The sequence below is a fragment of the Sphingomonas sp. HT-1 genome, assembly GCF_048568905.1.
Lineage (GTDB): Bacteria > Pseudomonadota > Alphaproteobacteria > Sphingomonadales > Sphingomonadaceae > Sphingomonas.
Genome location: NZ_CP183770.1, coordinates 1,240,159 through 1,260,834 on the forward strand (window position 1 = coordinate 1,240,159; position 20,676 = coordinate 1,260,834).

Genomic DNA, 20,676 nt, shown 5'->3' on the forward strand with positions numbered 1-20,676 from the left:
CGGCTACCCGCGTGAACTATCGCCGCCGCTTCCTGTTGGTGTCCTGCGCCGCCATCGCCCTCACCGGGTGGCGGGGCGCAGCGGGCGCGGCTCGGCGCGATCCGGCCGGGAGAGAGGTGAAGGCCGTGGGCGCACGCCGACCTGTGACGATCGTCGACGACGAATGGGGCGTACCCCATATCCGCGCAGAATCGATCCCTGACGCCTATTTCGGCCAGGGCTATGTCGTCGCACGCGATCGGCTGTTCCAGATCGACCTCCAGCTCCGGCGGGATCTCGGTCGGCTGGCGGAGGCGTTCGGCGCGCGCTTCGTCCCCTATGACGAAGCCGCCCGCCTGCTGCACTTCCGCGGCGACATCGCGGGCGAGCTGGCAGCGCTGCCCGCAAACGTGGTCGCATGTGCCCGGGCCTATGTGGCCGGCATCAATGCGCGCATCGCCGAGCTGGAGGCCAATCCGGCAGACCTGCCGCCCGAATATGGCGTGCTGCAGCTGCGTCCGCTGCGCTGGGACGTCGCCGATCTGGTCCGCATCCGCAGCGGTGACATGGGCAGTACCACCGACGAGGTCCGGCGCGCGCAGCTGGCGGCGCGCGGTCTGCTCGATCTCGATGCGCTGGTCGCGCCGCTCGCCTGGGATTGGCAGCCCCGAATTCCGGAAGGTCTCGATCTGGGCGCGGTCTCCAAGGCCGATCTGGGTATCCTCGCAACGACCGAAGGACCGCTGCCCTGGAGCGACGAGGTGCTCGCTTACTATGATCCGGTGTACGACCGCCTCGATCGCGAAGCGCATGGCAGCAATGCCTGGACGATCCCGGCATCGCAGTCTGCCACCGGAAGACCCATTCTTGCCAATGATCCGCATCTGGGCATCGGCGGATTTTCGCCGCGCCACCTCGCCCATCTGACCGCGCCGGGCTTTGATGTGATCGGTGCCGGCAGCCCCGGCATGCCCGGCATCATGCAGGGACATACCGATCACTATGCGTTCGGGCGCACCAACACGCACATCGATCAGGAAGACCTGTTCGTCCTAGCGCTGAACCCGGACGATCCCGAGCAATATCGCCACGGGGGCATGTGGAAGCGCTTCGAGACGGTGACTCACACGATCCGCGTGAAGGACGCGCCGGACGTGCGCGTCGCCTCGCGCCATGCCGAGTACGGCCCGGTGCTGCGGCACGACCCGAAGACGCTGCGGGCCACGGCGATGGCATCGGTATCACTTCGCCCCGGCGCCAACATGACCTTCGCCATCATCGCGCTCAACCTGGCGAAGAACTGGGAAGAACTGGCCGAGGCCGCCCGGCTGCACGTCGCGCCCACCAATCTCCATTATGCCGATCGGGACGGGAATACCGGCTGGCGGATGCTCGGCCACGTCCCCATCCGCGCGCGTCACGATGGCCTGCTGCCGGTGCCGGGCGATGGCCGCTACGACTGGCAAGGCATCGTGCCGACGCAGGAAATGCCGTCCGTCCTCAATCCCGCAAGCGGCTGGTTCGCCTCGGCCAACCAGTTCAATCTTCCGGATAGCTGGTCGCCGGGCAAGCGGGTCAGCAGCTTCACCTGGAACGCGCCCTATCGCTACGAACGCATCGTCGAGGTGCTGCGTCAGCCGAGCAAGCACGGCATCGAAAGCAGCGTCGCGCTACAACAGGACACCCTGTCGCTGCCCGCACGTGCGCTCATCCCGCTCTTGCCCGCTCGCCTCGACGGCGCCGCAGGCCCCGCAGCGGCAATGCTCCGGCGCTGGGACATGCATTTGGAGGCGGAGTCCGCGCCCGCCGCGCTGTTCGAAATGTTCTGGATCGAACTGGGCAAGGCGTTCCTCGCGGCGGTAGTGCCGCCAGCGGCGCGCGATCTGGTCAAGTCGGTCGACCCGCGCCCGATGCTGGCGCTGCTCGCCCAGCCCGACGCGCGGTTCGGGCCGGAGCCGATAGCGGCGCGCGATGCGATGCTTGCGGCAGCCTTGGCCAAGGGCTGGGAGTCGGCGCTACGCACGTTCGGCCCCGATCCCGCACAGTGGCGCTGGGGCGATGCGCACCGGGTGGTTCTGCGGCACCCGCTCTCTCGCCTTCCGGCGATTGCCGCGGCGCTGCCCGCGATTGAAGGCGGAGGATCGGGCGGCGATGGCTTCACGGTGATGGCGCGCGGCTATGTCGCGGCACGCGACTGCACCGTCAGCCACGGTGCCAGTTTCCTGATCGTCAACGATGTCGGCAACTGGGACGAGTCGCGGGTTCTTGCGCTGCCCGGCCAGTCGATCGACCCGCGCTCGCCGCATTACCGCGACACCTACGCTGCCTGGATCGCGGGACAGACGCGACGCTTCCCCTTCAGCCGGAAGGCTGTCGACGCGCACGCCCGGCAGGTCACGGAACTCCGCCCATGAAGCTTACGCGACGGCAAATGGCACTGGGCATCGGCATCGCGGTCATCGCCGTCCCGCTTCCGGAGGACTATGCCGCCGCCGCAGCTCGGGGCTCGCGCTTCGATGCTGCCTGGGCCGAGGTCCAGGCCTGGGTCGGCAAGGCCTTTCCCGGCGCGGTGGTCGCGGTCGGGATGCAGGGCCGGCTCGTCGCGCTGCGAAGCTTCGGCAGGATGTCCGCGGCGCCCGATGCGCCTCCGATGCCCCGCGACGCGATTTTTGATCTCGCATCGCTCACCAAGGTGATCGGTACGACGACGGCTGCAGAACTGCTCTACGATCGCGGATTGCTCGATCTCGATCGGCCGGTGGCCGAGTATCTTCCTGCCTTTGGCGGCGCGCCCGGGCATGATCGGATCACGGTGCGGCACCTGCTCAGCCACAGCTCGGGCCTGTTCACTTCCGAGCTACTGTGGCAGCACAGCCGTAACCGGCAGGAACTGCTCGCACGGATCGACCATATGCCGCTCGCCTGGGAACCCGGATCCCGCTACCAGTATCGCGACGAGAACATGATCCTGATGGGCGAGATCGTCGAGCGCCTGGCGGGCAAACCGCTGGGTCGGTTCCTGCACGACGCTGTCTTCGAGCCGCTCGGCATGAAGGATACCGGCTTCAATCCGCCGGCACGCCGGATCGCGCGCATTCCGCCCACCGAGCAGGACGACGTCTTTCGGCACCGACTGATCCGCGGCGAGGTGCATGACGAGAATGCGTTCGTGCTGGGCGGAGTCGCAGGCCATGCCGGGCTGTTCTCCACCGCAGCGGATCTGGCCCAGGTTGCGCAGCTTTATCTCGATCATGGTCGCCGCCACGGCCGGCAGCTGCTGAAACCCGCCAGCATCGCGGCGTTCACCACGCGACAGACCGTCGTTCCCGGAAGCTCGCGCGCCTTGGGGTGGGACATGCCCGATGCATCCGGCGGCTTCGCCGGGCCGCGCGCAGCCCCCGACGCGCTGATGCACACCGGGTTCACCGGCACCTCGATCTATATCGATCGTTCGCGCAACGCCTTCATCATCTTGCTCAGCAATCGGGTGAACCCCAGCCGTGGCAACAAGCGGATCGCCGACGCGCGCATTGCGATCCACACCGCGTTGCTGTCCGCGATCGATGCCGCCGCCGTCCGACGCTGATCGCGATCCTGCACACTGGCGGAAACACAAATCATTGCCGCAATAGCGCGCCGTGCAACGGCGTGGATCATCGCGCAACAACGGCAAACTTGCCGCGTGGCGCAAGGCACCATGCGCGCCGCAGCGGCCCCGGTGCCTGACCAAAGACAGCAATTCAGGAAAGTTTAACCACCGGTTGCCTGACAACTCGCTTGCAACTGGCCGGACCAGAAATTACGCCTAACGTATCAACAGCTTTCGGCGCGAAGCTTCAATCGTGCCGGCAAGCCGAATGAACAAGGGGAGAGATCGTGGTCCGCACCATCGCGCTACTGGCATTGGCCCTTCCGATGGCCGCCTTCACTCTCCCCACCGCCTCCCCTTCGCTTGGGGGGCAGCCCACAGCGCCGTGGCGCAACCTCATGCCGAAGCCGGGCCTTGCCGGATGGCATCGCACAGGCGGCAACGCCACCTACACGGTGGTGGGTGACGAACTGGTCGGCCGGGCGGTGGTCGGCAAGGGCAATAGCTGGCTGGTGTCCGACCAGCTCTATGGCGACTTCATCGTCGAGTTCGACGCCAAGACCGATCCGTCGCTCAACTCGGGCATGATGATCCGCGGCCAAAGCCGGCCCGACTATCGGAGCGGTGTCGTGTTCGGCTACCAGGCGGAGATCGATCCCTCGCCCCGCGCGTGGAGCGCCGGCCTCTATGACGAACAGCGCCGCCAATGGCTCTACACGCTCGGCCGCAACGAAGCCGCGCGCAATGCCTTTCGTCCGGGCGACTGGAATCACTACCGCGTCGAAGCGATCGGCCATCGCATCCGCACCTTCATCAACGGCGTGCCGGCTGCCGATATCGTCGACGATACCGATGCGCGCGGCTTCCTGGCGTTCCAGGTGCATGCGCTGCCGGACGAGGTGGCGGCCAAGGGCCCCGAGGTGCGGTTCAAGGGCCTGCGCATCCTCACTGATTCGCCCGCCCGCTATGCGCTGCCTGAGAGCCGGCTGGAACAGCAGGGCTGGCAGCCTAACCAGCTGACCGCCGCCGAGCGCCGCGCCGGATGGACCCTGCTGTGGGACGGCCGCAGCGCGAAAGGCTGGCACTCGGCCAAAGGTGGCGGCTTCCCCACGCGCGGCTGGACGATCGCACAGGGCGTGCTGACGGTCGACAAAAACGGCGGCGGCGGCGATATCGCCACCGATGCCAGCTACCGAAACTTCGAGCTCTCGGTCGACTTCCGGCTGAGCGAAGGCGCCAACAGCGGCATCAAATATCTGCTGGCCCCGGCAGCCGGCGGCGCAGTTTCGAATGTCGGCTTCGAATATCAGCTGCTCGATGATGCCCGCCACCCTGATGCGAAGATGGGCCGCGACGGCAATCGCACCCTCGCCTCGCTGTACGACCTGATCCCGGCGCGGAACCTTTCGGACCCGTCGAGCCCGGGCAAGCGGGGCAACCCGCCGGGCGAATGGAACCGCGCAACCATCCTGGTGCGCGGGGACCATGTCGAACATTGGCTCAACGGCTTCAAGGTTGTCGAATATACGCGCGGCTCCGATGCGCTGAAGGCGCGGATCGCCGAAAGCAAGTTCGCCGCGATCACCGGCTTCGGCACCACGGCGGAAGGGGCGATCCTGCTGCAGGATCATGGCGACCGCGTGGATTTCCGCTCGATCAAATTGCGCCGCTTCTGAAAAGTACAGGCCACATCACTGGAAACAAAGCTACAATAGACAAGAGGGGAAGCACTGCCATGTTCGATCGTCGATCGATGATAAAAGGCGCCGGCGCGGTCGGCGCAATGGCGATGAGCGCGCGCAGCTATGCGCGGATCCTCGGCGCGAACGATCGCATCCGCGTCGGCATCGTCGGCGTGAACGGCCGCGGCCAGGCGCATATGAGCGCGTTCGCCAAGCAGCCCAACGTCCAGGTCACCCACTTCGCCGATGTCGATTCGGCGGTGCTGGCCAAGCGCGCCAGCGAGTTCGCCCAGCGGCATGGCAGCACGGTCGAAACCACCGGCGATTATCGCCGCCTCCTCGATCGGAAGGCTGTCGACGTCATCACCGTCGCCACGCCCGATCATTGGCACGCCAAGGTCGCGATCGATGCGATGGATGCGGGCCGCGACGTCTATATCGAAAAGCCGATCGGCATCGCGCCAGCAGAAGGCGAGGCGCTGATCGCCGCCCAGAAGCGCACCGGCCGCGTGCTCCAGGTCGGCAACCAGCAGCGATCGAGCGCCGAGACGCGCCAACTGGCGGAGCTGATCCGCGCCGGCGAGCTTGGCGACATCTACGAAGCCCAGACCTGGTATGCGAATAACCGCAAGTCGATCGGCAAGGGGCAGGTCGTGCCACCGCCGCCGAACCTGGACTGGGCCATGTGGCAGGGCCCCCGCCCGCGCGGCCCCTATCGTTCGAACCTCGTCCACTATAACTGGCACTGGTTCTGGAAGTACGGCACCGGCGAAACGTGCAACAACGCGATGCACGAGCTGGATGTCGCCCGCTGGCTGATGGACCTATCCTACCCGAGCAAGGTCACTGCGCTGGGCGAGCGCCGCTTTTACCGCGGCGACGATTGGGAGATGTACGACACGCTCGCGCTCACGCTCGGCTATGAAGATGGCCGAAGGATCCGCTGGGACGGCCAAAGCTGCAACGGCATGCTCCGCTACGGCCGGGGTCGCGGCACGCTGCTGCTCGGCACCAGGGGCTCGGCGGTGGTCGATCGCAACGGCTTCGAGCTGTACGATCTTGGCGGCAAGCAGCTGCGCGAAGTGAAGGCGGCAGCGGAATCGGAAACCACCGGCACCGTCGGCGAAGGCGCGCTCGATATCTATCATGCCGCCAATTTCCTGGGCGTGATCCGCGGCACCGAGCGGGCGCTGAATTCCCCGATCGTAGAAGGACATATCAGCACGACGCTCTGTCATCTGGGCAACATCGCCTATCGCAGCGGGGGCGCGATCACGACGGACCCAACGACCGGTAAGCCCAAGGAAGCCGCGGCGCAGAAGCTGTGGTCGGTCGACTATGAACCCGGCTGGGAGGTCCGCGGCTGAAGTGCGCGCGAGCGAGGCCAGCGTCGCGCGGTTCGCCGCCATGGGTACGCGCGTCGAGCTGCACCTGTTCGGCGGCGGCGCGGCCGATGCGCTTTCGGCCGCGCAAGCCGCGATCGCCGCAGTCGAGAATGCCTTGACCATCCACCGCCCCTCCCCGACGACCGCGCTCAACCGGGCATTGGCGACGGGCGACAGCGCCGCGGTCGACGAGCCGCTGCTGTTCGACGCGCTGTTGCAGGTGGACGCGCTATGGCAGCAGAGTGGCGGACTGTTCGATCCGAGCCTCGGCGCATGGTCTTCGATCGCGCTGGATCGCGCAGCCGGCCGGGTTTCCGCCACCCAGCCGCTCACGCTGGATTTCGGCGGCTTCGGCAAAGGCTTCGCGCTCGACCGCGCCGTTGCCGCGCTGCGCCTGGCCGGAGTCACGCACGCCTTGCTCTCCGCCGGCGAGAGTTCGATCGCGGTGATCGGCCAGCATCCGCTGGGCGGCGCCTGGCCTTTCGCCATCCCGCACCCCGAAAAGGCGGATGCCTGGTTGGTGGAGCTGGAGATGCACGATGCGTCGCTCTCCATTTCCTCCACGATCGGCGCCGGCGCCGCCAAGCCCGGCCGCGCGGCGATGGTTCGCCCGGTCGACGGCACGATCGTCACCGAGCCGGCCACCGCCGTCGCCCTTGCCGCAACCGGCGCCGAGGCCGAGGCGATGAGCACCGCGCTGCTCGTGGCCAATCCATCCGTGGCGGACCGGCTCCGCGCCGCCGATCCCGACCGACGCTTCCGCTTCCCCCATGCCGCCCCCGTGCGTGCCGAGCGACCATTGGAACCCACCGCATGACCGACGACGATTTCGCCCTGTCGCGCCGCAGCTTTCTCGATCACGTCCTGCTGGCTTCGGCCGGGGCTGGCATGAGCGCTGCCGCTCCCTGGGCCGCGCTTGCGGCCGAAGATCCCGCCATGGGCCCGCGCGTCCGCATGGGCGTGATCGGCACCGGTGATCGCGGCCGCACGCTGATCCAGAACATCAACAAGACCCGCAACTGCGCGGTGACTGCCCTGTGCGACACCTTCGCGCCGAATATCGCGAAGGCACGGGCCTATGTGCCAGCGAATACACCGGTTTTCAGCGACCACCGCGCCATGCTGGATGCCAAGGGCATCGATGCGGTGGTGGTCGCCACCCCGCTCGATCTCCACGCCCGCCACACGCTCGATGCGCTCGACGCCGGCTACCCGGTGTTCTGCGAAAAGGCGATGGCGCGCAGCATCGCCGATTGCACCGCGATGGTCGCCCGCGCCCGCCAGCGCGGCAAGGTGCTGCAGATCGGCCATCAGCGCCTGTTCAACCCGACTTATCTCAACGCCCTGAAGCGCGCCCAGGCGGGGGAGATCGGCGCGATCACGCAGATCCGCGCGAGCTGGCACCGCAACCGCAGCTGGCGCCGCAAGCTCCCGCCGGGCGGGCAGGACCGCGAGATCAACTGGCGCCTGTACCGCGATCGATCCGCCGGGCTGATGACCGAACTGGCGACGCACCAGCTTCAGGTTGCCAACTGGTTCCTGGGCGCGCTGCCCACACGAGTAATGGGATCGGGCAGCATCTGCTTCTGGAAGGATGGTCGCGACGTCTACGATCAGGTGGCGCTGATCTACGACTATGCGGACGGACGGAAGCTGATCTATACCTCGATGCTCAACAACGCCCGCTATGGCTGTGAAGAGCAGATCCAGGGGAGCACGGGCACGATCGAGCCCGAACTCGGCCGGATCTACAGGGAAGTCCCGCCAGCGCAGGTGCCGGCACTGGCCCGTATGCGCTCGGATGTGCAGGCGGGCCGCAAGCGCGCCGTGCCGATCGGCGGCGCGACCTGGTTCCCGGAACTGCCCGTCGTCACGCCGGGGGATTCGCTTGGCTGGGGCGAGTATGACGAGACGATGCTGCAGTTCGAAGGCTTTGGCGAAGCCGTGCGCACCGGCAAGGAAGTGCCGGGCCTGCTCGCCCAGGCCTATTATGCCAGCGTGGCCTCGCTGCTCGGCGAACAGGCGATCGACGAAGGCCGCCCGCTCGCCTGGCCGGCCGACCTTCTCACTTTCTGACCCTTTCGCCTGAAGGAGCATTTGCATGGACATGATCGATCGCCGTCTGCTGCTCGCGGGTGCCGGACTGATCGGCGCCGGAATCGCCGGCGCGGCGCGGGCACAGTCGACCGCGCAGGGCAATGGCGTATCGGCCCAAGCCGCTCCCACCGCGCCCGATCCCAGCGCCAGGAACCGCATTCGCTTCGCCGTGATCGGGCTCGATCACGCGCATATCTATGCAATGACGGACGCACTGATCCGCGGCGGCGGCACGCTGGTGGCGGTGCATGCAAGCGATCCGAAGCAGCTGGTGCCGTTCCGCGCACGCTATGGCGAGGTGAAAGTGGCCCGCAGCGAGGCCGAGATTCTGGATGATGACAGCGTGCAGGTCGTCGCCAGCGCCGCCATTCCCAATCTTCGCGCGCCGCTCGGCATCCGCGTGATGCGCGCAGACAAGGACTTCCTGGCGGACAAGCCCGGCATCACCAGCCTAGCCCAGCTCGCGGAGGTGCGCCGCACGATCGCGGCAACCAAGCGCAAGTTCGCGATCATGTATTCGGAACGGCTCGAGGTGCGTGCTGCGGTGAAGGCGGGCGAGCTGGTGCATGGTGGCGCGATCGGGCGTGTGGTGCAGACGATCAATATCGCCCCGCACCGCATCAGCGCGCCGTCGCGGCCCCAATGGTTCTGGGACGTGGCGAATTACGGCGGCATCCTCACCGATATCGGCAGCCACCAGGCCGATCAGTTCCTGTTCTACACCGGATCGACCGAGGCACAGGTGATCGCGTCGCAGGTCGGTAACTTCGCGACGCCGGCTCAGCCGAAGTTCCAGGATTTCGGCGACATGATGCTCACCGGCAATGGCGGCACCGGCTATGTCCGCGTTGACTGGTACACGCCCGACGGCCTGCCGAGCTGGGGCGACGGACGCGTCTTCATCCTCGGCACCGAGGGCTATATCGAGCTGCGCAAATATGTCGACATCGAGGGTCGCCCCGGCGGCAACCACTTGTTCCTCGCCGATCGGCAGGGCACCCGCTATCTCGATTGCAGCAACGTACCGCTGCCCTTCGGCCCGCAGTTCGTCACCGACGTGGTAGAGCGCACCGAAGTTGCGCAGAACCAGGCCCAGGCGCTGCTCGCGGCCGAACTGGTGTTGACCGCCCAGGACAAGGCGCGGACGCTATCCGGCGCGCAGCGGCCGCCGGTACAGGGCGGCTGATACGGGCCAAGGGAGGCGCCGGGCGCCCGCTCCTGCCGGGCAGACGACAGGAGGGCGGAAAGACCCTGCGGCGCCCCCTCACCGCCCCCAGCGTGTCGGCTTGTCCGATAGCGTCAGCGCCAGTTCCCCGCCGGCGGTGATCTCCGCCTGCCGCAGGAACGGCGTGGTCAGCGGCTTGCCGTTCAACGTTGCCGAGGCGACGTAGATCCGCCCCGGCTTCCAGTTGCGCGCCGTGATGACGAAGCGGCGGCCATCCTCCATCGTGATCGCGCCGCGCGGCTGGTGCGGCGCATGGAGATAGTAGAGATCGGTGGTCAGCTTGGGAAACAGCCCCAGCCGATTGAACACATAGTGCGAGCTCATCGCGCCATTGTCCTCGTCGCCCGGATAGGCGTCGGGCGTGAAGCGCTGGAAGATGCGGTTGGCCCAGTAGCTGGCGAGATCCGGCCGCCCGACATCGCTGAACAGCCAGGGCGTCGCGAAGCTCGGTTCGTTGGTAATGTCGATCAGGTTGGTATCGAGCGCGTGGCGCAGCCGCTCGACGAAACGCTCGCGTCCGCCCATCGCGGCCACCATGCCCGGCACGTCGTGCAGCATGGTATAGGAATAGACCCAGGCAGTGCCCTCGTAAAAGCCGACATTGTCATAGGTCTTGCCATCCCAGCCCAGCTTGGGATCGATCGGCTGGAAGCGGCCATCGGCATAGCGCGGCAGGATGAAGCCCGCATAGCCGTCGCTCACCGCATCGGGGTTCCACACCTTGCGCCAGTTGCCCGATCGCGCGAGCAGCGTCTTCGCGTCGTCCTTACGGCCGATCGCCTGGGCGAGCGTACCCGCGTAGAAATCGTTGAGCGCGAAGGCGGGGGTGGAGGAACCCGATTTCGCCCGCTGGTTGTCCGGCTCCGGGCTGCGATCGCCCACCGCGAACCAGCCGTCGATCAGGTAGCGGGGCCGCCGCTCCTCAAAGGCGTTGTGCAGCGCGACCGGGGCGGCCTTGCGCCAGTCGATCCCCGGCACGCCGCGGATCAGCGCCTCGCCCAGCACATTGTCCACCTCGTCGCCGCCCTGGCCGACATGATAGTTGCGCCCGGCGATGAAGGCGGTGTGGGCGGCGCCATAGCGCTCGAACGTCCGCACGATCGAGGCGACATTGTCGCGGTACACGCTGGGCCGCAGCAGCGACATCAGCGGGAAGCCGGTGTGATAGGTGTCCCACAGCGTGTAATAATCGTCCCAGTGCGGCGTCGCGCGGTCGGCGGCGGGCTGGTCGCGGCTGCGGTCGCGCGGCTGGATCGCGCTGTGATAGAGCGCGGTGTAGAAGCGGCGCTTGTCGGCATCGCCCACGCCGTCGATCGTCGCGCGGGCAAGCTCGCGGTTCCAGTCGGCGCGGGCGCCCGCCTTCACGCCTTCGAAATCCCAGCCCGGAATATCCTCGGCCAGCAGCTCGGCGGCGCGTTCGGCGCTGGTGAAGGAAACCGCCAGCTTCATCAGTACCGGCTTGTCGGGCCCGGCATCGAACTGCCACCAGCCGGCGAGCTGGGTATCGGCGGGCGCGGTGGCGCTGGTGGCGCCGGCGCGATCCTCCTTGCCCACGCGCACGCCCCAGCGCGTCGGCGTGCGATCCAGCTGGGCGACGAACCAGATATCGACTTCGGCCGGGTTCCAGTAGCTGCGCGCCCGCACCCGCCCGGTGATCCGGCCCTGGGCGGGATCGAGCGTCACGTCCGCACCGGCGCTCGCCAGCTCGCCGCGGATCTTGCGGGTGATATCGAACACCAAGGTCGCCGGCTTCCCCGCCGGATAGGTGAAGCGATAGAGCGCGGCATCGGGCGCCGGCGTCACTTCGGCGCGGATGCCGTAGCGGGTGAGCGTGACGGCATAGGCATCCGCCGCCAGCACCTCGTCCGCCTTGGGGGAAAGGTGCTGCGCCTCGTCGAACAGCGGCTCGCCGGTCTGGGGCGAGACGAGGAAGGTGCCATAGGTCGTCCGCCCGCCCGATCCTTGGGTGTGCAGCTGGCCAAAGCCGCTGATCGGCGCATCCTTGTCATAGCCGGCGTTGCTGCCGGTCAGCGTCTCGGGGCTGGGGTGGATCGATCCGGCGGGCCGCGCCGGGCCGGGCACGGTATCGCCCTGATTGTCGTTGCCGGTGCCGATGCGCGGATCGACATAGCGGGCAAGATCGCTCTGCGCGGCGGCGGGCAGCGCCATCGCACCGGCCAGCAGCAGCGCCGCCAGGCCCAACGGGCGGGTGGTTGCACGGCGCATCATCTTCTCCCCTCTACGCATATACTTACCAGCTCGTCTTGATGGGTCCGTCGATCCGGCGGTCGGCCAGATCCCTGCTTCCCCATAGCCGGAAGCGGGTGACGGCATCGAGCTGGAAGGCCGTGCCCTGCGGCACCCGGACATCGCCCGCGTCGAACCCGTCCACGTCGCGCAGCCAAAAGGCCGGCCGCGCATCGACCGCGCGCGTCCGCACCTCGACATGCGACAGCGCGATATTGCGGGCATGGCGTATGAAGAAGCCGTTTGCCGGCAGGTCGCCGAACATGTTGGGCTCGGGATAGCCGGCCGCATTTTCCGGCGGATCGATCGCGGCCATGGCGGCGCCCTGCCCGCCAACCTGCTCGACGAACATGTTGCTGATCCGCACGTCCTCCACCGGATATCCGTCGATCCCGGCGAGGATCGAGGGCATCGGCGCGGCGCCCGATACGACGACATTGTCGATCAGCACCCGCTTCAGCGTTCCCGGCTTGGCATCGGCTGGTCCGCGCATCCGCCGGCCCAGCCGCAGGAAGATCGGCGCGGTGGTGAGGTCGCGCATGTTGAGATTGGTGACGGTCACATCTTCCAGCCGCGCGCCGTCCACCGTCTCCAGCGCCAGGCCGCGGCAGGTATCGAACACGCAGTTGCTGATCGTCACGTTGCGGAAGCCGCCATTGCTTTCCGTGCCCAGCTTGATCCGGCCGTGCGTGCTCTTCGGCGCGGGCGGGAACGGGCGGAAGCTGCCGTCGAGCACCGATCCGATCGCATAGCTGCCGCTCACCGTGCAGTCGCTGATCGTCAGATTTTCGGTCCAGCGGGGATAGCCGAGCGCGAAGGAAGATTTGGGGCAGATCGCATCGTCCCAGGGCGCATTGATCGTGCAGCGGGTGACGCTCACATTGCGGCAACAATCGATGTCGAGCCCGTCGCGATTGGTGTCGATCAGTAGATTGTCGATCACCATATTGTCGCAGCCGGTGGCGAGCAGCGCGAGCCAGCCGCCCTCCAGCACGCGAAAGTCGCGTAGGCTGATGTTGCGGCACAGCTTCAGCGCAATGGTCTTGTCGCCCACGCCCGGCCTGCCGGAGATCGGGCGACCGACATCATAGTCATGGCCACGCCCCAGGCCCTTGCCCCAGATCAGGCCGTGCCCTTCGATTGCGATGTCTTCCAGGCCCTCGCCCCAGATCAGCGCGTTGCGCCAATGGCCGTGGCCGTGATCCTGATAGGCGGCATAAGCGGGCGGCAGATCGGGCGCGCTGTCATAGCCGCCGCTGGCCATCCCCTCGATCGGCGTGTCCGCCGCGAGCAGCACCGCGCCGGCATCGAGGTGCAGGGCGATATGGCTTTTCAGCCGGATGCTGTAGGAACGATAGGTGCCCGCCGGCAGCCAGACGGTGCCGCCGCCGCGCGCCGCGGCATGGTCGATCGCCCGGTTGATCGCGGGGGAATCGAGCGCCTTGCCGTCGCCCTTCGCTCCGAAGGCGCGGACGTCGACCACCGCCCCGCCCGCAGCCACCCGCGCGGCGAGCCGATGCGGCAGGCCGAGCGCGGCGAGTACCGCGCCACCTGCCAGCACGCTCCGCCGGCTCACCCCGCATTGTGTCATTCCCGCCTCCAGGAAAAGTTGGCGGCGCTTTGATACACAAGCGCCGCCAAGGTGGGAGGGCTTCCGGGAACGCGACCTCAGAAGGTCGCGCGCGCCGTCAGCGTGAAGGTGCGCCCGTCATAGTCCGCGCGGCGGATCAGGCGGGGATCGTTCTCATATTCGATGCGGATCGCGTTGGTGAGGTTGTACGCGTCGAACGACAGCGAGAACTGCTCGTTGACATTGTACGACGCGGAAAGGTCCATCTGCCCACGCGCCTTCACCTGGCGCGCGGCGCCGGTGAAGGTGCCGGCCGAGGCCAGATCATATTTGCTGCGCACATTGTACACCAGTCGCAGGCCGTAATCCTTGGTCTCGTAATAGCCGATCACATTGGCGTTGTGCTTCGAAACGCCGGGCAGCGTCGCCGCCGCTCCGCTCGAGGTCTTGCCGCTGATATCGGTGAAAGCATAGTTGAAGCCGCCGCCCAGGTGGCGGAGCAGGCCCGGCAGGAAGTCGAGCGACTGCTGCAGGTTGAACTCCACGCCGCGCACCGTCACCGGGTTGGTCTGGTTCACGAAGCCGCTTGCCGAAACGAGATACGGCGTCGGCACGGCGCCGCCCGTGTAGATCAGGCTGCTTTCGCAGCGATCCCCGTTGATCCGGAGTGTGCCCAGGCCAAGCGCGCTGCCATCGGCAGGGCACAGCTTGGTCGGATCGCTGATCTGCGCGATCAGGCCGGTGATCCGCTTTTGGAACGCGGCGAGGGAGATGATGCCGTTCGGCCGGTTATACCATTCGACCGAGACGTCGAATGAGGTGGAGTCGTACGGCTTCAGGTTCGGGTTACCCAGCGTTACCGAATAGACGCCGTTGTCCGGATTACCGACCACTGTCGCCGGCGTGAACTGGCGCGGCTGCGGGCGGACATAGGTGCGATAGGCGGCGCCGCGCAGCATCAGCTTGTCGGTCAGGTCTGCGACCAGGATGAACGACGGCAGCCACTTGCCATAGGTCTGCTTGTAGGTGTTCGTCGTGAAGTCGCTGGGCGAACCGATCGTGCCGGTCAGCTTGATCCGGTCGAGCGCGTCGATGGTGTTGCGGGCATGTTCGTAGCGCATGCCGCCGTTCCCGCGGATGCGGATGCCGCCGAGTTGGAACTCATATTTCAACTGGCCATAGATCGACGCGACGTCGGTCTGGTTGGTGAAGTTGTACAGCGCATAATTGTTGTCGTTGTAGCGGATATTATAGCCCGACGGCGAGAGCTCGCCGCCCGGATAGACCGTCACCGGCGTGAGCGCCGCGATCGCATCGTCGAACCGGGTCGCCTGCCAGTTGGTGGTATAGGTGCCCAGCTTTCCGCCGAAGAAATCGTCCACCACGGGCGCGGTGGTGACCAGGCTGCCGGTGATGTTCTGGACCTGGAGGCCATAGGCAGAGGTTCGATAGCCGCGCGAGATGAAGCGATTGCGCTCGAAGCGGGCGCCCACCTGGATGCCGCTGAGCACGCTGTCTTCGAAGGTCCTCTCGACATCGGCCTGGCCGGCGAACAGCTCGTTGGTCGCATAGCTCTGCGTCCCGGTGAACTGCAGGCGGTTCGTGCGGCCCACCGTCGTCGGCGTGTTGTAATATTGGGTGGGATCGGTAACGCCGCCCCAATACCAGGTCGGCACTGCGCTCGTCACCAGCGGCGTCGGCGATAGCGCATAATAGAATTTGGACATGTCGCCCGCGCCGGTGCGCAGCGTGCCGGTGGCGCCGTTGCCCGCCGTGGTCTGGATGCGATCGAAGTCGATCGACGTCTCTTCGGACTTGTTGTCGGCCTTGGAGGCAGTGAGCACCGTCGTCACGCGCCAGGCGTCGTTGCTCCATTCGCCCTTGCCGTCGATGCCCCAGCTGCGCTGGCGGATCCCCAGCCGGCGCGTGGACATGCGCGAATCCGGGTTGGTGAAATCGATGTCGGTTACGACATAGCGCCCGTCGCTGAGCGCGACCGGGCTGCTCTTTGCGGTCAGGCCACTTGCGTCGTTCTCGCCGACGATCAGGATGTACTGGTTGGTCTCCGGCAGCTGGCGATCGGTGTAGAAGCCGGTCACGCTCAGGCGGGTTTCGTCGTTCGGCTTCCATTCCGCGCCGGCCGCGCCGGTGTAGAGATCGCCTTCGTTCAGGCGGGAATATTGGCGCATCGATGACTCGTAGAGCACGCCCTTGGTCGTGGTGGTGCCGGTGCACGAGGGGCATGCCGCAGACCGCGCATAATAGCTGCCGAGCACGCTGGCATTGGCCTGTGCCTGCGCCGCCGAGAAGTTCGAATAGCTGTTGAACTGCACCGAATCGCGGCGGAAATTCTCGTGCTTGTACGCCAGCACGCCGAACACGGCGAAGCGATCGGAGAAGAGGTGGTTGTAGCCAATCGTCGCACCCGGCGCGAAGGTCTCGCCCAGCTGGTTATACTCCATCGCCGCCTTCAGGAAGCCGCCTTCCTTGCGGTTGAGGGCGGTGGCGATCTGCAGGTCCACATTGCCCGAAAGGCCGCCCGATTGCGCATTGGCCATCGGTGACTTGTCGATCACGATCGCGCTGAAGATGTCGGCATTGAACGCGCCGAGCGGAGCGGCTTCGCTCAGGATCGGTTCGGCGAACGCGACGCCGTTCAGCGTCATGCGGGCATATTCGCCGGGCAGGCCACGCAGGTTGATCGTGGCGTTGCGGCCTTCGGCCTCGCGGTTGATCTGCACGCCGGGTACCCGCTGGAGCGCCTCGCCCACGTTCAGATCGGGGAACCGCCCCAGGCCGTCCGAAGAAATGCCGTCGGTGATGGCCACTTCGTTGCGCTTGGTGCGGATGGCGTCGGAATAGCTTTGGCGGAAGCCGGTGACGACGATTTCGCTCTGTACAGCGGCGTCTTCGGCGGGCCGGTCCTGCGCGGCGCTGTCGCCCGCCGGCGTGGCCGGGGCTTCCTGCGCCTGTGCCGGCAATGCGCTCAACGCGGTTGCGGCAAGAAGGACGGCGGCCAGGGAACGGCGCGGAACTCGATCGACGATGGACATAAAACCCCTCTCCTCAGGCGACATGACACCCTGCGCCTGCCTCGAGCACTTACGGCCGATGACAGTGGCTGGACCTGTTGGTCCGGCCAATTAATCCAAAATGAATTATTTTGTCAAACGTTCGCACAAACGCGCACACAAGGGCCCGTAACGCTCTGTCACTGTTCCGATTTATCAGACGAAGGCCCGTGAGAGGTGCCGGGTGTCAAAGGACTTGCTGCGCGCCGCTGCCGGAATCCGCACCATTTCCCTGCGGGGATGGACACGATGTAAACCCATATACGATTCGGCGACGTCTCAGCCGAGGTAACCCCGCCGCACCGCCGTCGTCACCGCATGGGTGCGATCATCGACGCCGAGCTTGTCGAAAATCGTCTTGAGGTGCGACTTCACTGTCTCGACCGAGAGTTGCAGCGCCCAGGCCACCTGCTTGTTCGACTGGCCGTCGGCCACCAGCCGCAGCACATGCACTTCGCGCTCGCTCAGCCGCTCCTGCGGGGCGTGCAGCGCGAGCTGCTGCGCGACGTCGGGCGAGATCACCCGGCGCTTCGCATGCACGGCGCGGATCGTGTCGATCAGCTCCTTGCGCAGGCAGGATTTGAGCAGATAGCCCGCCGCGCCCGCCTGCAGCGCGCGATGCGCCTGGGCGTCACCCGGATAGGTCGTCAGGATCAGGATAACGGCGTCGGGCCGCTCGGCGCGGATCGCCTCCAGCGCGTCGATCCCGCCCATGCCGGGCAGCTGCAGGTCCATCAGCGTCACATCCGGCCGAAGCGCGCGATAACAGGCCACCGCTTCCTGCCCGTCGCCCGCCTCGCCCGCCACGACCAGATCGTCGTGCCGCTCGATCGATGCGCGGATGCCGTCCCGCATCATCGGATGATCGTCGACGACGAGCACGCGGATCTGGTTGCTGGTCGATTCCATTTACCACCGGCGCTGCAGCGACCGCGCCGACTCCCTGTCAGCGCGTGTCGTGGAGGGATCGATACACCATCGGCGCAGCCACTGTCACGACGATGAGGGTACCGCCCCCGCGACGGGGTGAAAGCCGGACGCTGCCGCCGATCCGTCCGGCACGCGCATGGATCTTCGCAACGCCGGGATGCCCCGCGCCGCCGTCGCGCACGGGCGGGAGGAGAAAGCCCATCCCGTCGTCGCCGATCCGCAGCGCCAGGCCGTGCGCGCGGTAGGCGATTTCCACCTCCATCGCGGCGGCATGGCCGTGGCGCGCGATGTCGAGCATCCACTCCGCAGCGATGCTCGCCAGCGCCTCCCAAGCGAGGGGGTCCAGCGGCCGCGGCCTGCCGCGCGAGCGGAAGACGGGAACCACGCCGCTGCCGCCCAGCTGCCGATCGGCGATCGCCCGCAGCGCCGCCGCAGGATCCTCGAAACCGCCGAAACGGCGCAGCTCATCCAGGCGATCGCGGCCCTGCGCCACCACCGCATCGACTTCGTCCATCGCGGTATCGAGATCGCGGCGCGCCGGATGCCCGGGCGGCAAGCTGTCGGCGACCAGCTGGAAGCGCAGCATCAGCGCCTGGATCGCCTGGAGCAGGCTGTCATGAATATCGCGCGCAACTCGCTCGCGTTCGCGCAGCCGATCGAGCAACCGGCTGCGGATCCGCCGGGCAACGAACCGCAGCCGGGCACGATGGACGGCCCACAGCACCAGCACCAGTGCCGCACCGCCGAACAGGGGGAAGGGCCAGCCCTGCACGCCCGGCGCCGTGCCGATCCGCTGAGGTGCGCCGTTAGGCCTGGCAGCCGCGTCGCGAGGTAGGATGTAGCCGGATGCGGCGTGCGGACGACCTTGCGCGCCATATCCGATCGCCAGGATGGGCCCGAGCGCAGCCGGCCCGACGCCCCACCCGTCGCTGCCGCTTGCCCGCAGCGGCGCGGTCGACAGCAGCACCAGCGCAAGCATTGCCGTTCGGGGCGATCCAAGAAGCTGCAAGCGCATCGGCCGCCAGCCTAGCGCAGCCCGCCGGCACCGCACTACCCCGAATGGGGGGGCCGCAAGCCCCCCTTGCTCGTGTGCGAGCACCGGACCGTTCGGCGTAATCAACAGGGGACACCGATCGACGCGAGGAACCACCCACATGCCCACCGCCACCCCAACTCCCGGCAAGCTGCTGCTCGATCCCACCGATCACATGCTCTTGCTGATCGATTTCCAGTCGCAGATGGCGTTCGCCACCAAGTCGATCGCTGCCGAGCTGCTGCGCAACAATGCGGCCCTCGTCGCCAACGCCGCCGCCGGGTTCGGCGTGCCGACGATCCTTACCACCGTTGCCGAAAAGAGCTTCTCCGGCCCGATGTTCGACGAGATCACCGCGCCCTTCCCGGGCCAGACGCTGCTCGATCGCACATCGATGAACACCTGGGAGGATGCCGCCGTGATCGCCGAGGTGAACCGCATCGGCAAGGCGCGCATCGTCTTCGCCGGCCTCTGGACCTCGGTCTGCATCGTCGGCCCGGTGCTGTCGGCCGTCGATCAGGGGTTCGAGACCTATGTCATCACCGATGCGTGCGGCGACATCTCGACGGAAGCCCATGAACGCGCGGTCGAGCGGATGGTGAACGCCGGCGCGCATCCGATGACCTCGCTACAGTATCTGCTCGAACTGCAGCGCGATTGGGCGCGTTCCGCCACCTACGATATGACTACAGGCGTCGCCAAAAAATGGGGCGGCGCCTACGGCCTGGGCGTCACCTATGCAAAGACGATGTTCGGCGCATCGGAAGGTGGCCACTGATCCTATGCGCGCATGGGCAGGCGCACGTCGCGCCGGCCGCCCAACCATCATGTTCAAGCGAAGGAATACCCCATGAGCACGATCACCACACAGGACGGCACCGAGATCTTCTTCAAGGACTGGGGACCGAAGGACGCCCAGCCAATCATGTTCCACCATGGCTGGCCGCTGTCGTCGGACGACTGGGACGCGCAGATGCTGTTCTTCCTGGCGCAGGGCTTCCGCGTCGTCGCGCACGACCGTCGCGGCCATGGCCGCTCCGCCCAGGTGGATCATGGCCATGACATGGACCATTATGCAGCCGACGCCGCCGCCGTGGCCGCGCATCTCGATCTGCGCAACGCGGTCCATATCGGTCACTCGACGGGCGGCGGCGAAGTCGCACGCTATGTCGCGCAGCATGGCATTCCGCAGGGCCGCGTTGCCAAGGCGGTGCTGGTCGCCGCCGTGCCGCCGATCATGCTGAAGACCGATCGCTATCCGAACGGCCTGCCGCTCGAGGTCTTCGACGGGTTCCGCACCGGCGTCGCAACCGATCGCGCCCAGTTCTTCCGCGATGTCGCCGCCGGCCCCTTTTACGGCTTCAACCGCGACGGCGCTGAAGTGAAGCAGGGCGTGATCGACAATTGGTGGCGCCAGGGCATGATGGGCAGCGCGCTCGCCCATTACGAAGGCATCAAGGCCTTCTCCGAAACCGACCAGACCGAAGATCTCAAGGCGATCTCCGTGCCGACGCTGGTGATGCAGGGCGACGACGATCAGGTGGTGCCCTACAAGAACGCGGTCGTGCTGCAGGCGGAGTTGCTGCCGAACGCCACGTCCAAAATCTATCCCGGCTTCTCGCACGGCATGCTGACGGTGAATGCGGATGTGCTGAACGCGGATCTGCTCGCCTTCATCCGCGGCTGACGACGAAGGGGGAACGGCGTCATGAAGGCCTATCTTCTATCGCTCAGCGCGGGCCTGTTGATCGGCTTCATCTACAGCCTGATCGGCGTCCGTTCTCCCGCCCCGCCGATCGTCGCGCTGATCGGCCTGGCTGGCATCCTCGCCGGCGAACAGATCCTGCCGCTCGCCAAGCGGCTGACCG

Annotated in this window: 14 protein-coding genes and 1 pseudogene; 10 read left to right on the forward strand and 5 right to left on the reverse strand. The window is 66.9% G+C overall.

Annotated features, from left to right (window positions below; genetic code table 11):
• Positions 1-11 precede the first annotated feature (11 nt).
• The 7 genes from ACNFJ7_RS05845 (at position 12) to ACNFJ7_RS05875 (ending at position 9,918) form a co-directional block, all read left to right on the forward strand.
• Positions 12-2,393, forward strand: coding sequence for a penicillin acylase family protein (locus ACNFJ7_RS05845; RefSeq protein WP_019370084.1), 2,382 nt, complete (start codon positions 12-14; stop codon positions 2,391-2,393).
• A complete protein-coding gene (locus tag ACNFJ7_RS05850; protein WP_236704508.1) occupies positions 2,390-3,565 on the forward strand; it encodes a serine hydrolase domain-containing protein in 1,176 nt (391 codons plus the stop codon). Before ACNFJ7_RS05845 ends, ACNFJ7_RS05850 begins: the two co-directional genes overlap by 4 nt.
• 290 nt (positions 3,566-3,855) lie before the next feature.
• Positions 3,856-5,244 (forward strand): 3-keto-disaccharide hydrolase, encoded by a 1,389-nt coding sequence (locus ACNFJ7_RS05855; protein WP_236704507.1) that lies wholly within the window; start codon positions 3,856-3,858, stop codon positions 5,242-5,244.
• Positions 5,245-5,303: 59 nt separating this feature from the next.
• The gene (locus tag ACNFJ7_RS05860; RefSeq protein ID WP_019370087.1) at positions 5,304-6,617 is read left to right on the forward strand and encodes a Gfo/Idh/MocA family protein; all 1,314 of its coding nucleotides are present in this window, start codon (positions 5,304-5,306) and stop codon (positions 6,615-6,617) included.
• A gap of 1 nt (position 6,618) precedes the next feature.
• Positions 6,619-7,452: an FAD:protein FMN transferase gene (locus tag ACNFJ7_RS05865; RefSeq protein WP_019370088.1), complete on the forward strand. Its 834-nt coding sequence runs from the start codon at positions 6,619-6,621 to the stop codon at positions 7,450-7,452.
• Positions 7,449-8,711: a Gfo/Idh/MocA family protein gene (locus ACNFJ7_RS05870; protein WP_019370089.1), complete on the forward strand. Its 1,263-nt coding sequence runs from the start codon at positions 7,449-7,451 to the stop codon at positions 8,709-8,711. The genes ACNFJ7_RS05865 and ACNFJ7_RS05870 overlap by 4 nt, the downstream gene beginning before the upstream one ends.
• Before the next feature lie 25 nt (positions 8,712-8,736).
• Positions 8,737-9,918 carry a Gfo/Idh/MocA family protein gene (locus tag ACNFJ7_RS05875; RefSeq protein ID WP_019370090.1) on the forward strand — a complete coding sequence of 394 codons (1,182 nt, stop codon included), beginning with the start codon at positions 8,737-8,739 and terminating at the stop codon, positions 9,916-9,918.
• A 78-nt stretch (positions 9,919-9,996) separates the two neighbouring features.
• Here ACNFJ7_RS05875 and ACNFJ7_RS05880 read toward each other — a convergent pair whose 3' ends face one another.
• The 5 genes from ACNFJ7_RS05880 to ACNFJ7_RS05900 form a co-directional block, all read right to left on the reverse strand.
• On the reverse strand, positions 9,997-12,183 hold the full coding sequence (locus tag ACNFJ7_RS05880; RefSeq protein ID WP_152997874.1) for a GH92 family glycosyl hydrolase: 2,187 nt from the start codon (positions 12,181-12,183) through the stop codon (positions 9,997-9,999).
• A gap of 25 nt (positions 12,184-12,208) precedes the next feature.
• A complete protein-coding gene (locus tag ACNFJ7_RS05885; protein ID WP_037513730.1) occupies positions 12,209-13,795 on the reverse strand; it encodes a glycoside hydrolase family 28 protein in 1,587 nt (528 codons plus the stop codon).
• 77 nt (positions 13,796-13,872) lie between these two features.
• Positions 13,873-16,827 carry a TonB-dependent receptor gene (locus ACNFJ7_RS05890; protein ID WP_019370093.1) on the reverse strand — a complete coding sequence of 985 codons (2,955 nt, stop codon included), beginning with the start codon at positions 16,825-16,827 and terminating at the stop codon, positions 13,873-13,875.
• Between the two features lie 297 nt (positions 16,828-17,124).
• Positions 17,125-17,754: a response regulator transcription factor gene (locus tag ACNFJ7_RS05895; protein WP_019370094.1), complete on the reverse strand. Its 630-nt coding sequence runs from the start codon at positions 17,752-17,754 to the stop codon at positions 17,125-17,127.
• Between the two features lie 37 nt (positions 17,755-17,791).
• Positions 17,792-18,790: a sensor histidine kinase gene (locus ACNFJ7_RS05900; RefSeq protein WP_419724237.1), complete on the reverse strand. Its 999-nt coding sequence runs from the start codon at positions 18,788-18,790 to the stop codon at positions 17,792-17,794.
• A gap of 139 nt (positions 18,791-18,929) precedes the next feature.
• Here ACNFJ7_RS05900 and ACNFJ7_RS05905 point away from each other — a divergent pair, with 139 nt between their 5' ends.
• The 3 genes and pseudogenes from ACNFJ7_RS05905 to ACNFJ7_RS05915 all read left to right on the forward strand — a co-directional run.
• Positions 18,930-19,586 carry an isochorismatase family protein gene (locus ACNFJ7_RS05905; RefSeq protein WP_019370095.1) on the forward strand — a complete coding sequence of 219 codons (657 nt, stop codon included), beginning with the start codon at positions 18,930-18,932 and terminating at the stop codon, positions 19,584-19,586.
• Positions 19,587-19,658: 72 nt separating this feature from the next.
• Positions 19,659-20,495 (forward strand): alpha/beta fold hydrolase, encoded by an 837-nt coding sequence (locus ACNFJ7_RS05910; RefSeq protein WP_026009228.1) that lies wholly within the window; start codon positions 19,659-19,661, stop codon positions 20,493-20,495.
• Positions 20,496-20,516: 21 nt separating this feature from the next.
• Positions 20,517-20,669 (forward strand): annotated as a pseudogene (locus ACNFJ7_RS05915) (DUF1427 family protein); the annotation flags it as partial.
• Positions 20,670-20,676 lie beyond the last annotated feature (7 nt).

Bases quoted from the DNA above. Each gene is read 5' to 3' on its own strand.
- ACNFJ7_RS05850 (WP_236704508.1), top strand. From the start codon at position 2,390: ATGAAGCTTACGCGACGGCAAATGGCACTGGGCATCGGCATCGCGGTC.
- ACNFJ7_RS05860 (WP_019370087.1), top strand. From the start codon at position 5,304: ATGTTCGATCGTCGATCGATGATAAAAGGCGCCGGCGCGGTCGGCGCA.
- ACNFJ7_RS05870 (WP_019370089.1), top strand. From the start codon at position 7,449: ATGACCGACGACGATTTCGCCCTGTCGCGCCGCAGCTTTCTCGATCAC.
- ACNFJ7_RS05875 (WP_019370090.1), top strand. From the start codon at position 8,737: ATGGACATGATCGATCGCCGTCTGCTGCTCGCGGGTGCCGGACTGATC.
- ACNFJ7_RS05880 (WP_152997874.1), bottom strand. From the start codon at position 12,183: ATGCGCCGTGCAACCACCCGCCCGTTGGGCCTGGCGGCGCTGCTGCTG.
- ACNFJ7_RS05885 (WP_037513730.1), bottom strand. From the start codon at position 13,795: ATGACACAATGCGGGGTGAGCCGGCGGAGCGTGCTGGCAGGTGGCGCG.
- ACNFJ7_RS05890 (WP_019370093.1), bottom strand. From the start codon at position 16,827: ATGTCCATCGTCGATCGAGTTCCGCGCCGTTCCCTGGCCGCCGTCCTT.
- ACNFJ7_RS05895 (WP_019370094.1), bottom strand. From the start codon at position 17,754: ATGGAATCGACCAGCAACCAGATCCGCGTGCTCGTCGTCGACGATCAT.
- ACNFJ7_RS05900 (WP_419724237.1), bottom strand. From the start codon at position 18,790: ATGCGCTTGCAGCTTCTTGGATCGCCCCGAACGGCAATGCTTGCGCTG.
- ACNFJ7_RS05905 (WP_019370095.1), top strand. From the start codon at position 18,930: ATGCCCACCGCCACCCCAACTCCCGGCAAGCTGCTGCTCGATCCCACC.
- ACNFJ7_RS05910 (WP_026009228.1), top strand. From the start codon at position 19,659: ATGAGCACGATCACCACACAGGACGGCACCGAGATCTTCTTCAAGGAC.